9 protein-coding genes are annotated in these 12241 nt (G+C 69.8%); 1 reads left to right on the plus strand and 8 read right to left on the minus strand.

The window, feature by feature from the left end:
• The 6 genes from ACN6LB_RS44790 to tkt all read right to left on the minus strand — a co-directional run.
• Positions 1-345: NAD(P)-binding domain-containing protein (locus tag ACN6LB_RS44790; RefSeq protein WP_445030949.1), on the minus strand; the 345-nt coding region annotated here is incomplete at its 3' end.
• A gap of 5 nt (positions 346-350) precedes the next feature.
• Positions 351-2000: a glucose-6-phosphate isomerase gene (gene pgi, locus ACN6LB_RS44795; RefSeq protein ID WP_445030950.1), complete on the minus strand. Its 1650-nt coding sequence runs from the start codon at positions 1998-2000 to the stop codon at positions 351-353.
• Positions 1993-2928, minus strand: a complete 936-nt coding sequence (gene opcA / locus ACN6LB_RS44800) for a glucose-6-phosphate dehydrogenase assembly protein OpcA (RefSeq protein ID WP_356140440.1) — start codon at positions 2926-2928, stop codon at positions 1993-1995. Before opcA ends, pgi begins: the two co-directional genes overlap by 8 nt.
• Positions 2925-4607 (minus strand): glucose-6-phosphate dehydrogenase, encoded by a 1683-nt coding sequence (zwf, locus tag ACN6LB_RS44805; protein WP_445030951.1) that lies wholly within the window; start codon positions 4605-4607, stop codon positions 2925-2927. Before zwf ends, opcA begins: the two co-directional genes overlap by 4 nt.
• The gene (gene tal, locus ACN6LB_RS44810) at positions 4604-5740 is read right to left on the minus strand and encodes a transaldolase (RefSeq protein WP_445030952.1); all 1137 of its coding nucleotides are present in this window, start codon (positions 5738-5740) and stop codon (positions 4604-4606) included. Before tal ends, zwf begins: the two co-directional genes overlap by 4 nt.
• Before the next feature lie 19 nt (positions 5741-5759).
• Positions 5760-7865 carry a transketolase gene (tkt, locus tag ACN6LB_RS44815; protein WP_445030953.1) on the minus strand — a complete coding sequence of 702 codons (2106 nt, stop codon included), beginning with the start codon at positions 7863-7865 and terminating at the stop codon, positions 5760-5762.
• 145 nt (positions 7866-8010) lie between these two features.
• Between tkt and ACN6LB_RS44820 the strand changes: the two genes are divergently transcribed.
• The gene (locus ACN6LB_RS44820) at positions 8011-8910 is read left to right on the plus strand and encodes a helix-turn-helix domain-containing protein (RefSeq protein ID WP_445030954.1); all 900 of its coding nucleotides are present in this window, start codon (positions 8011-8013) and stop codon (positions 8908-8910) included.
• A gap of 52 nt (positions 8911-8962) precedes the next feature.
• Here the strand turns inward: ACN6LB_RS44820 and ACN6LB_RS44825 are convergent, their stop codons facing one another.
• Together ACN6LB_RS44825 and ACN6LB_RS44830 are read right to left on the minus strand one after the other, a co-directional pair.
• The gene (locus ACN6LB_RS44825; RefSeq protein WP_445030955.1) at positions 8963-10501 is read right to left on the minus strand and encodes a glycoside hydrolase family 64 protein; all 1539 of its coding nucleotides are present in this window, start codon (positions 10499-10501) and stop codon (positions 8963-8965) included.
• A 15-nt stretch (positions 10502-10516) separates the two neighbouring features.
• The gene (locus ACN6LB_RS44830; protein WP_445030956.1) at positions 10517-11986 is read right to left on the minus strand and encodes a glycoside hydrolase family 16 protein; all 1470 of its coding nucleotides are present in this window, start codon (positions 11984-11986) and stop codon (positions 10517-10519) included.
• Between the last annotated feature and the right edge of the window lie 255 nt (positions 11987-12241).

The following is a 12241-nucleotide window of genomic DNA, read 5'->3' on the forward strand; positions in this document are numbered from 1 at the left end:
CACACCGCCCGAGACACCCGCGTCCACGAAGCCGATGCCCTTGGCCGCCAGCTCCTCGGCGTGCTTCTCGTCATCCGTCCAGCGCGAGTTCCCGCCGTCCACGACCGTGTCGCCCGCTTCGAGGAGCTCACCGAGCTCGTCGATGACGGACTGGGTGGGACCGCCCGCGGGGACCATCACCCAGACCACGCGAGGGCCTTCGAGCCGGCCCACGAGTTCGGTCAGGCTGCTGACGTCCGCGAGGTCGGGGTTGCGGTCGTATCCGATGACGGTGTGGCCGGCGCGGCGGATCCGCTCGCGCATGTTGCCGCCCATCTTGCCGAGGCCGATGAGTCCGAGCTGCATGTCAGTCACTTCTTTCGCATGGTGCGGTAAGCGGCCACGAGGGCGGCGGTGGAGGGGTCGAGGCCGGGCACGTCCGCGCCCTCGGTGAGCGCCGGTTCCACGCGCTTGGCGAGGACCTTGCCCAGTTCGACGCCCCACTGGTCGAACGAGTCGATGTTCCAGATCGCGCCCTGTACGAACACCTTGTGCTCGTACAGCGCGATCAGCTGGCCGAGGACCGAGGGGGTCAACTCGCTTGCCAGGACGGTGGTGGTGGGGTGGTTGCCGCGGAAGGTGCGGTGCGCCACCTGCTCCTCGGGCACCCCCTCCGCCCGGACCTCGTCACCGGTCTTGCCGAAGGCGAGCGCCTGCCCCTGCGCGAACAGGTTGGCCATCAACAGGTCGTGCTGGGCGGCGAGTTCGGGCTCCAGCTCGGCGACCGGGTTCACGAAGCCGATCAGGTCGGCCGGGATGACCTTCGTGCCCTGGTGGAGCAACTGGTAGTAGGCGTGCTGCCCGTTGGTGCCGGGCGTGCCCCACACCACCGGACCGGTACCCCACTCCACGGGGTGGCCGTCCCGGTCCACCGACTTGCCGTTGGACTCCATGTCCAGCTGCTGAAGATAGGCGGTGAACTTGGAGAGGTAGTGCGAGTACGGCAGCACGGCGTGCGACTGGGCGTCGAAGAAGTTGCCGTACCAGATCCCCAACAGGCCCAGCAGCAAAGGCGCGTTGGCCTCGGCGGGCGCCGTCCTGAAGTGCTCGTCGACGAGCCGGAACCCGTCGAGCATCTCGCGGAAGCGGTCCGGGCCGATCGCGATCATCAGGGAGAGGCCGATGGCGGAGTCGAAGGAGTAGCGGCCGCCGACCCAGTCCCAGAACTCGAACATGTTGTCCGTGTCGATGCCGAAGTCCGCGACCTTGCCGGCATTGGTCGACAGCGCCACGAAGTGCCGGGCGACCGCCTTCTCCTCGCCGCCGAGCCCGGCCAGCAGCCAGGACCGCGCAGAGGTGGCGTTGGTGATCGTCTCGATCGTCGTGAAGGTCTTCGAGGCGACGATGAAGAGCGTCTCGGCCGGGTCGAGGTCGCGGACGGCCTCGTGCAGATCGGCGCCGTCCACGTTCGACACGAAGCGGACGGTCAGTGAGCGGTCGGAGAAGGCCCGCAGCGTCTCGTACGCCATCGCGGGGCCGAGGTCGGAGCCGCCGATGCCGATGTTGACGACATTGCGGATCCGCCGGCCGGTGTGCCCGGTCCACTCGCCCGAGCGCACGCGCCCGGCGAAGTCGGCCATCCTGTCGAGCACGGCGTGCACGCCGGGGACGACGTTCTCGCCGTCCACCTCGACGACCGCGCCGGGCGCGGCGCGCAGCGCGCTGTGCAGCACGGCCCGGTCCTCGGTGACGTTGATCCGCTCACCGCGGAACATCGCGTCCCGCAGGCCGAACACATCGGTGGCGGCGGCCAGTTCCTGGAGCAGGGCGAGGGTCTCGTCCGTGATCAGGTGCTTGGAGTAGTCGATGCGCAGGTCGCCGACGCGCACGACGTAGCGCTCGGCGCGCTCCGGGTCGGCGGCGAACAGCTCACGCAGCTGCGGGTGGAGCAGCTCACCTGCGCGGTGGTCCTCCAGCGCCGTCCACTGCGGACGGTGCGTGAGCTTGGGTGAGTCAGACATGAGAGGCGTTCTCCTTGGTGCCGTCCCCGCGCAGGGCTACGGCGTACATCTCGTCCGCGTCGAGGCGGCGCAGCTCCTCGGCGATCAGTTCGGAGGTGCTGCGCACCTTCAGCGCCAGGGTGCGCGAGGGCTGTCCGGGCAGCGACAGGGTGGCGAGCGGGCCCTCGGGACGGTCGATCACGATCTCGCCGCTCTTCGTGCCGAGCCGCACCGCGGTCACGACCGGTCCGGCGGTCACGATCCGCTCGACCGGGACCCCCAGCCGGGCGCCCAGCCAGCGGGCGAGCAGCTCGGCGCTCGGGTTCTCGGCCTCGCTCTCGACGGCGGCCGAGATCACCTTGGCGCGAGCCTGGTCGAGCGCGGCGGCCAGCATGGAGCGCCACGGCGTCAGCCGGGTCCACGCGAGGTCGGTGTCGCCGGGCGTGTACGCCTGAGCCCGAGCGTCCAGTGCCTCCAGCGGGCGCTCCACGGCGTACATGTCCGTGATCCGGCGCTGCGCGAGCGCGCCCAGCGGGTCCTTCGCGGGGATCTCGGGCGCGTCCACCGGCCACCAGACGACCACGGGGGCGTCGGGCAGCAGCAGCGGCAGGACCACAGAGTCGGCGTGGTCGGACACCTCGCCGTACGTCCGCAGGACGACCGTCTCGCCGGTGCCCGCGTCCGAACCGACCCGCACCTCCGCGTCCAGGCGGGAGTGGGTGCGGTCGCGCGGGGTGCGGGCGACACGCTTGATGACGACCAGGGTGCGTGAGGGGTGCTCCCGGGAGGCCTCCTCGGACGCCTTGATGGCGTCGTACGCGTTCTCCTCGTCGGTGACGATGACCATCGTCAGGACCATGCCCACGGCGGGGGTGCCGATAGCACGGCGTCCCTGCACGAGCGCCTTGTTGATCTTGCTTGCCGTGGTGTCGGTCAGGTCGATCTTCATGGCCTGCGCCAGCTCCGTCCGTCTCGTGCGAGCATCTCGTCGGCTTCCTTCGGACCCCAGCTGCCCGAGGGGTACTGCGCCGGCTTGCCGTGGGCGTCCCAGTACCCCTCGATCGGGTCGAGGATCTTCCAGGACTCTTCCACCTCCTGGTGACGGGGGAAGAGGTTGGCGTCGCCGAGCAGGACATCCAGGATCAGCCGTTCGTACGCCTCCGGGCTGGACTCGGTGAACGACTCGCCGTACGCGAAGTCCATCGTGACGTCCCGGATCTCCATCGACGTACCCGGCACCTTCGATCCGAAGCGCACCGTCATGCCCTCGTCCGGCTGGACACGGATGACGATCGCGTTGGCGCCGAGCTCCTCGGTGGCCGTCGAGTCGAACGGGGAGTGGGGGGCGCGCTGGAAGACCACCGCGATCTCCGTCACCCGCCGGCCCAGGCGCTTGCCGGTGCGCAGGTAGAAGGGGACGCCTGCCCAGCGGCGGTTGTCGACCTCCAGCTTCACGGCCGCGTAGGTGTCGGTCGTCGACCCGGGGTCGATGCCGTCCTCCTGCAGATAGCCGCGCACCTTCTCGCCGCCCTGCCAACTCGCCGCGTACTGCCCGCGCACGGTGTGCTCGCCCAGCTTCTCGGGCAGCTTGACGGCCCTGAGGACCTTCAGCTTCTCGGTGAGCAGCGACTCGGCGTCGAAGGCGGCCGGCTCCTCCATGGCGGTCAGCGCCATCAGCTGGAGCAGGTGGTTCTGGATGACGTCACGGGCCGAGCCGATGCCGTCGTAGTAGCCGGCGCGGCCGCCGATGCCGATGTCCTCGGCCATGGTGATCTGCACGTGGTCGACGTAGGACCGGTTCCAGATCGGCTCGTACATCTGGTTGGCGAAGCGCAGCGCCAGAATGTTCTGGACCGTCTCCTTGCCGAGGTAGTGGTCGATGCGGAACACCTGGTCCGGGTCGAACACGTCGTGCACGATCGCGTTCAGCTCGCGCGCGCTCTTCAGGTCGCGGCCGAACGGCTTCTCGATGACCGCGCGCCGCCAGGAGCCCTCCGGCGCGTCCGCGAGCCCGTGCTTCTTGAGCTGCTGGACGACCTTCGGGAAGAACTTCGGCGGAACGGAGAGGTAGAAGGCGTAGTTGCCGCTGGTGCCCCGGGAGGCGTCCAACTCATCGACAGAGGCGCGCAGTTGCTTGAACGCGGTGTCGTCGTCGAAGTCGCCCGGGATGAACCGCATGCCCTCGGCGAGCTGCTGCCAGACCTCCTCGCGGAACTCGGTGCGGGAGTGCTCGCGCACCGAGTCGTGCACGACCTGCGCGAAGTCCTGGTCCGCCCACTCGCGGCGGGCGAACCCGAGGAGCGAGAAGCCCGGCGGGAGCAGGCCGCGGTTGGCGAGGTCGTAGACGGCCGGCATCAGCTTCTTGCGGGACAGGTCGCCGGTGACACCGAAGATGACGAGACCGGAGGGGCCCGCGATGCGGGGGAGCCGGCGGTCGCGGGGGTCGCGCAGCGGGTTGGACCAGTCGGCGTCCAGCGCCGCGGCGAGCGCGGCCGTGATGTCCGCGGCGGTCGCAGCTGCGGCGTCCGCGGTCACCTCGCCCGGTTCCACGGCCGGGTCACCCAGTCCTTGCGGCGCGGCGGCCGCATCCTGCGCGGCGTTGTCGGAAGGCGTCTCACGCTCGGTCATTCCCCCTCGACTCCCTTGCTGCTCAGGGAGGTTGCCACGGCGTCGAGCAGGTCGCCCCAGGCGGCCTCGAACTTCGCGACGCCCTCGTCCTCCAGCTGCTGCACGACCTCGTCGTAGGAGATCCCGAGCCGCTCGACGGCCGCCAGGTCGGCGCGGGCCTGAGCGTAGCCGCCGCTCACCGCGTCGCCGTGGATGTCGCCGTGGTCGGCGGTGGCCAGCAGGGTGGCCTCCGGCATGGTGTTGACGGTGCCGGGCGCGACCAGCTCGTCGACGTACAGCGTGTCCTTGTACGACGGGTCCTTGACGCCCGTCGAGGCCCACAGCGGGCGCTGCTTGTTGGCGCGGGCCCCGCCGAGCGCGGTCCAGCGCCCGCCCCCGAAGACGTCCTCGTACGCCTCGTAGGCGAGCCGCGCGTTGGCGAGCGCCGCCCTGCCCTTGAGTGCGAGCGCCTCGTCCGTGCCCGCCTTCGCGAGCCGCTTGTCGATCTCGCTGTCGACGCGGGAGACGAAGAAGGAGGCGACGGAGTGGATGGAGGCGAGGTCGATGCCGGCCGCCTGCGCCTTCTCCAGGCCCGCCAGGTAGGCGTCCATGACCTCGCGGTAGCGCTCCAGCGAGAAGATCAGCGTGACGTTGACGCTGATGCCGAGGCCGATGACCTCGGTGATCGCCGGCAGGCCGGCCTTCGTCGCGGGGATCTTGATCATCACGTTCGGGCGGTCGACCAGCCAGGACAGCTGCTTGGCCTCGGCGACGGTCGCGGCCGTCTCGTGCGCCAGGCGCGGGTCGACCTCGATGGAGACCCGGCCGTCGCGGCCGCCCGTGGCGTCGTACACAGGGCGCAGGATGTCGGCGGCGGCGCGGACGTCGGCCGTGGTCATCATCCGTACGGCCTCGTCGACCGTCACGCCGCGTACGGCGAGGTCGGCGAGCTGCTCCTCGTAGCCCTCTCCCGAGCCGATGGCGGCCTGGAAGATGGACGGGTTCGTGGTGACGCCCACGACGTGGTGCTTCTCGATCAGCTCGGCAAGGTTGCCGGACTCGATGCGCCCCCGCGAAAGGTCATCCAGCCAGATGGAAACGCCCTCGTCGGAAAGGGACTTGAGGGTGTCGGTGGTGCTGGTCACAGTGATCATCTTCTCTCTGGCGTACGGATCAACCACGCGCGGCGGCGAGGCCCGAAGTTGAATTGAGCACAGCCCGCGCGGCGGAGGCGACGTTCTCGGCGGTGAAACCGAACTCGGCGAACAGGGTCCTGGCGTCGGCGGAGGCACCGAAGTGCTCCAGGGAGACGATGCGTCCCGCGTCACCCACGTACCGGTACCAAGTCAGACCGATGCCGGCCTCGACCGCCACGCGAGCCTTCACGGACGGCGGAAGGACGCTCGCGCGGTACTCGGCGGACTGCTCCTCGAACCACTCCACGGACGGCATCGACACGACCCGCGTGCCGACCCCTTCGGCCTCCAGCTGCTCGCGGGCCGCGACGGCGAGCTGCACCTCGGAGCCGGTGGCGATGAGGACGACGTCGGGCGTCTCGGTGGAGGAGTCCTGAAGGACGTATCCGCCGCGTGCCGCATCGGCGTTGGCGGGGTAGGTCGGCACGCCCTGCCGGGTCAGCGCCAGGCCGTGCGGGGCCGGGTTGACGGCGTGCCGCTTGAGGATCTCGGCCCAGGCGATCGCCGTCTCGTTGGCGTCGGCGGGGCGGACGATGTTCAGGCCGGGGATGGCGCGCAGCGAGGCGAGGTGCTCGACCGGCTGGTGGGTGGGGCCGTCCTCGCCCAGACCGATGGAGTCGTGCGTCCACACGTACGTCACCGGGAGCTGCATGAGGGCGGAGAGGCGTACGGCGTTGCGCATGTAGTCGGAGAACACCAGGAAGGTGCCGCCGTAGATGCGGGTGTTGCCGTGCAGCGCGATGCCGTTCATCTCCGCGGCCATCGAGTGCTCGCGGATACCGAAGTGGACGGTGCGGCCGTAGGGGTCGGCCTCCGGCAGCGGGTTGCCCTTCGGCAGGAAGGACGACGTCTTGTCGATGGTGGTGTTGTTCGAGCCCGCGAGGTCGGCCGAGCCGCCCCACAGCTCGGGGAGCACGCCGCCGAGCGCTTGGAGGACCTTGCCGGACGCGGCGCGGGTCGCGACGGACGTGCCCGCCTCGAAGGTGGGAAGCGACTGCTCCCAGCCCTCGGGGAGCTGGCCGGCCACGATCCGGTCGAAGAGCTTGGCGCGCTCGGGGTCGGCGGTGCGCCACTCGCCGATGCGCTTGTCCCAGGCGGCGTGCGCCTCGGCGCCGCGGTCGAGGGCCTCGCGGGCGTGGGCCAGCACCTCGGGGTCGACCTGGAAGGTCTGCTCGGGGTCGAAGCCGAGCAGGCGCTTGGTGGCCGCGATCTCCTCGGCGCCGAGCGCGGAGCCGTGCGAGGCCTCGGTGTTCTGGGCGTTCGGGGCGGGCCAGGCGATGATCGTGCGCATCGCGATGATCGAGGGGCGCCCGGTCTCGGCCTGCGCCGCCTTGAGCGCCGTGTGCAGCGCGTGGACGTCGATGTCGCCGCCGAGCTCGGGCTCGATCCGCTGCACGTGCCAGCCGTACGCCTCGTAGCGCTTGAGCACGTCCTCGGAGAACGCGGTCGCGGTGTCGCCCTCGATGGAGATGTGGTTGTCGTCGTAGACGAAGACGAGGTTGCCCAGCTTCTGGTGGCCCGCGAGGGAGGACGCCTCGGCGGAGATGCCCTCCTCCAGGTCGCCGTCCGAGACGATCGCCCAGATGGTGTGGTCGAAGGGGGATTCGCCCTCGGGGGCCTCGGGGTCGAAGAGGCCGCGCTCGTAGCGGGCGGCCATCGCCATGCCCACCGCGTTGGCGACGCCCTGACCCAGCGGGCCGGTGGTGGTCTCGACGCCCGCCGTGTGGCCGTACTCGGGGTGACCGGGCGTCTTGGAGCCGTGCGTGCGGAACGCCTTCAGGTCGTCCAGCTCCAGCTCGTAGCCGGAGAGGAAGAGCTGGGTGTACAGGGTCAGCGAGGTGTGGCCGGGGGAGAGGACGAAGCGGTCGCGGCCGGTCCACTCCGGGTCGGCGGGGTCGTGGCGCATCACCTTCTGAAAGATCGTGTACGCCGCCGGGGCCAGGCTCATCGCCGTGCCCGGGTGGCCGTTGCCGACCTTCTGTACGGCATCGGCCGCCAGGATGCGGGCGGTGTCCACGGCACGCCGATCGAGGTCGGTCCACTCGAAACCGTCAGGGAAACTGTCGGGCGTCTGCGTGCTCATCTTCAAGAAGTCCTCACGAGAAGCGGAATCACTGGGGAACGCCTTCAAAAGTAAAAGTCAGACTTTTGCCGGGGAAGGTCTCCCTGTGTCAGCCTTTGGTGAAAGTGGGACAACGACTGCGGGGCCGAGCCGGCGCGAGAGGGACATGGCAGACAGAAACACCCAAGACGCCCGCGATGACGGCGACGGGATCAGGACCTTCCCCTTCCCCGCCGATCTGAGCGTCTCCGGCGTGGGGATGCAGGTCGGCCCGATGGGCACCGGCCGCGTCTGGCACGCGGACGCGCCCCTGGAGCGCGTGCACCGCATCGACTTCCACGTGGTCATGCTCTTCAGCGACGGCCCCGTCCGGCACATGATCGACTTCGCCGAGTACGAGGCCCTGGCGGGCGACCTCCTGTGGATCCGCCCCGGCCAGGTGCACCGGTTCTCCCGCACGGACCGCTACCGCGGCACCGTCCTGACCATGCAGCCCGGCTTCCTGCCCCGCGCGACCGTCGAGGCGACCGGCCTCTACCGCTACGACCAGCCACCGCTGCTGCGCCCCGACACGGACCGGCTCGCCGCCCTGCGGCACTCCCTCGACCAGCTCGAACGCGAGTACGTCGACACGACCACGCTGCCGCTCAGCCTGCACACCTCGGTGCTGCGGCACTCGCTCACCGCGTTCCTGCTGCGCCTCGCCCACCTCGCGGCCAGCTCCGCCGAGGCGGCGCGCGAGCGGACCGACACCACGTTCACCCTGTTCCGGGACGCGGTCGAGAAGGGCTTCGTCACCAACCACAGCGTCAGCGCGTACGCCGACGCCCTCGGCTACTCCCGCCGCACCCTGGTCCGCGCGGTCCGGGCGGCCACCGGCGAGACCCCCAAGGGGTTCATCGACAAGCGGGTCGTCCTGGAGGCCAAGCGCCTGCTCGCCCACACGGACATGCCGATCGGCCGCATCGGCGTCGCCGTGGGCTTCCCCGACGCGGCCAACTTCTCCAAGTACTTCCACCAGCACACGGGGGCGACGCCGGTGGCGTTCCGGGCGGAGCTGCGCTGACCTGACCGAGGGGGCGGGCCGACCGGCCCACCCCCCCGTTGTTGCTCGGTACTCACCAACCGATGCCGAGCGTCAGCCCGGTCGGCGGATCGCTGTTTCCCAGGATCTGCACCGACGACTGGTCGTTGATGTCGTCGTAGGGGAAGCCGTAGGCGCGCCGGTCGAGGCCGACGGTGTGGAAGAAGCCGGCGTAGTCGTTCTTGATGCCTCCCGTGTAGTAGGCGGACGGGGTGTACCAGGCCGACGTGTCGAGGGCCACGCCCCGGTTGAACGCGGCGCAGAACTCCGCACCGAGCTGCTTCTCCGGATCACTGCCCGAGGCGAGCGCGCCCGCGCAGGCCACCACGTCCGGGGAGGACGGCTTCCGCAGTGTGAAGGGGCCGGCGCCGTTCTTGGTGAAGGTGAGGGTGGTGCCGTTGACCTGCCCGGAGAAGGTCTCGCCCAGACGGGTCAGTTTGAAGGGGTGGGTGGAGTAGTAGGACCAGGTCTGGTCGACGTAGGACTGGAGGTAGTTCGCCTGGGATCCTCCCGCGAGGAAGAGGTTGGAGGAGCGTGGGGCGATGATCCGGTACGTGTTCTGGAGCGGCTTGAAGGCAGCGCCCGCCGAGGCCGCGTACTGCGACATGACCTGTGCGCGGGTGAGTGTGATGCCCCGTGTGGTGTCGTAGCCGCTCGACGTCTGTGTCAGGTGCGAGGTCATCGGGAAGCCGAACTGGTCGACCTGGGTGGTGTTCCCGCCGAAGGCGACCTGACCGTGGACGTACGTGTACTCGTACCAGTCGTAGTAGACGTCCGTGTTGGGGTCGCCGGGGTTGCGCAGGTCGGGGCCGCCCCAGCCCTGGTCGTCGGGGGAGACCGGGATGTACATCGGGGAGCCGAGCGAGACGTAGATCCGGCCGCCCCGGATCGATGTGGGGGAGGGGACCGAGCCGCCGGACGGGGTCAGCGTGAACGACATGTTCGGGTAGTTCACGCCGTTCTTGGTGAGATGACCAGGGGCGCCGGCGTCCAGGTGGTTGATGTGGGTCATGGTCCCGTCGGACTTCATGTACGACCACTGACCGGGCGTGACTTGTCCGAGGACCGTGACGTAGACCTGTGAATTGCCGTACGTGCCACGGGTGTTGTTCTGGAAGGTGATCGGGAAGCTGCCAGTGCCGCCGCCCCCTCCGCCGCCGCCCCCACCTCCGCCGTCGCTGCCGACGGTGTAGGTGAAGTGCGGGGTGTCGTAGAGCGGGCCGTTCTTCTCGAACGTGAACCAGTAGTCCAACGTGAATCCGCTCGGCAGGCCGCTGACGTTCTGCTGCCAGGTGCCCGCGTTGTTCGTCATCCGGAAGTTCTGCTGGCCGGCGGTCGATGACAGGTAGTGCACGTCGACGAGCGACGCGGGTGTGGTCGGCTTGAACCAGATCTGGACCGAGCCGGAGCCGGTCGCGGTGACGCCCTGGGTGTAGTCGGCGGCGGCCCGCGCGGGAACCGCCCCGGCCAGGCCGAGCGCCGGCACCGTGAGGAGGGCGGCCAGGACGGCGGTGATCAGCCGCCCGGCCTCGGAGCGTGGCGTCCTCGACCTGGCCGGGGAGTTTGTGGTCATGGGTCAACTCCTTTGTCAGTGACCGAAGTCGAACCAGTTGACGTTCACGAAGTCGGCCGGCTGGCCGCTGGTGAAGGTCAGATAGACGTCGTGGGTACCGGTGACGGAGCTGATGTTCGCCGGGACCGTTTTCCAGCTCTGCCAGCCCCCGGTGTCGGCCACCGCGAAACTGCCGACCGGCGCGCTGGTACGGCTGTCGAGGCGCACCTCCACGAGACCGCTGACGCCGCCCGCCGCGCCGCTCGCGACCCGGCCATAAAACTGATGGGCCGCCGTGGAGCCGAAGTTGACGCCCTTGAAGAGCGCGTAATCCCCGTTCGCGAGCGTGCTGATGTTCTGTCCGCCGCCGGAGTCGGTGGTGCTCTCCGTGCCCACGCCTGCCTGGCCGTCGTACGACTCGGCCTGGATGGCGCTGTAGGCGTCGAGGTTGCCGGAGGGCGGTGGGGTCGTGGGTGGTGGGGTCGTGGGCGGCGGGGTCGTGTCGCCACCGCCGCCGGTCGACTGGAGTACCTGGACGTAGTCGACCACGAGCGGGTGGCCGGGGTCGGTGCCGCCGTCGGGGCCGCCGCCGAAGGCCGCCGGGAACTCGCCGCCCATCGCGACGTTCAGGATGACGAAGAAGCCGTGGTTGGTGGCGTTGGCCCAGGTCGTCGCGTCGACCTGGTTCTGCCGCACCGTGTGGAAGTTGACGCCGTCGAGGTAGAAGCGCATCTCTTCGGGACTCTTCGACTTGTCCCACTCGACGGCGTAGGTGTGGAAGCCGCCCTGGCAGGTCGTGCCCTCGCAGACCTTCTGGCCGCCGATGCCGGACTTCTCGTTGCAGGGGCCGCCGGGGCTGGTGCCGCAGTGCATCGTGGCCCACTCGTTGTTGATGCCCTGGACGTTCTCCATGATGTCCAGCTCGCCGACGCCGGGCCAGTTCCACCAGTTGCCGCGGTAGGGGGCGCCCAGCATCCAGAACGCGGGCCAGTAGCCCTTGGCGGCGGCGCCGGTCACGTTCGGCATCTGGAGCCGCGCCTCGACGCGCAGTGTGCCGCCGCCGGGCGGCTGGAAGTCGGAGCGCGTCGTCTCGATGCGGCCCGAGGTCCAGTTCCCCGCACTGTCGCGGCGCGGCGTGATCCGCAGGTTTCCGGCGCCGTCGAGCGAGACGTTGTTGGTGCTGTTCGTCATCGTCTCGACCTCGCCGGTGCCGAAGCCCGCGGGTCCGCCGGGATAGCTCGTGCCCGTCGTGTACTGCCAGTTGGCGGTGTTGACGCCCGATCCGGCGGCGCCGTCGAAGTCGTCGAGGAAGACCTGGGACCAGCCGGAGGGGGGTGGGGGAGCGGAGGCGTTCGCGGGCAGGGTCGCGGCTGTCGCCGCGGCGGCCGCGAGACTCAGGGTGCCGAGCACGGCGACGAGCACGCGCCGCAGCGGGCCGCGTCCGCCGGGCGTGCTGGAGGTGCTGGAGGTGCTGGAGGTGCTGGTCGTTCCGGAAGTGCCACTCATGGGTGCCTCTTCGGGTACGGAGTGAGGTGCGCGGGTGTTTTTGAGAGCGCTCTCAAAGCAGCTGCGCGGCCAATGTGCTCTCTGTCACTCCGGCCGTCAAGAGGTGAAGTCGAGAAAGTCCTTTCGCCGTACGGGAGTTCACGCCTTGAAGAAACACTCATGCGGCTCGCACTCGCCCGCCGGCGCCGGGAGTTCGTCCGCACGCACTGGCTCGACCTGTGCGCGGTGGTCGTGCCGATGTTCCAGCCGTTGCGG

This window comes from Streptomyces sp. SAS_270 (assembly GCF_052543295.1).

What these genes read in the sequence shown, in the direction of transcription:
- tal (WP_445030952.1), bottom strand. Translation starts at nt 5,740, where the DNA reads ATGATCACTGTGACCAGCACCACCGACACCCTCAAGTCCCTTTCCGAC.
- tkt (WP_445030953.1), bottom strand. Translation starts at nt 7,865, where the DNA reads ATGAGCACGCAGACGCCCGACAGTTTCCCTGACGGTTTCGAGTGGACC.
- pgi (WP_445030950.1), bottom strand. Translation starts at nt 2,000, where the DNA reads ATGTCTGACTCACCCAAGCTCACGCACCGTCCGCAGTGGACGGCGCTG.
- ACN6LB_RS44825 (WP_445030955.1), bottom strand. Translation starts at nt 10,501, where the DNA reads ATGACCACAAACTCCCCGGCCAGGTCGAGGACGCCACGCTCCGAGGCC.
- opcA (WP_356140440.1), bottom strand. Translation starts at nt 2,928, where the DNA reads ATGAAGATCGACCTGACCGACACCACGGCAAGCAAGATCAACAAGGCG.
- ACN6LB_RS44820 (WP_445030954.1), top strand. Translation starts at nt 8,011, where the DNA reads ATGGCAGACAGAAACACCCAAGACGCCCGCGATGACGGCGACGGGATC.
- zwf (WP_445030951.1), bottom strand. Translation starts at nt 4,607, where the DNA reads ATGACCGAGCGTGAGACGCCTTCCGACAACGCCGCGCAGGATGCGGCC.
- ACN6LB_RS44830 (WP_445030956.1), bottom strand. Translation starts at nt 11,986, where the DNA reads ATGAGTGGCACTTCCGGAACGACCAGCACCTCCAGCACCTCCAGCACC.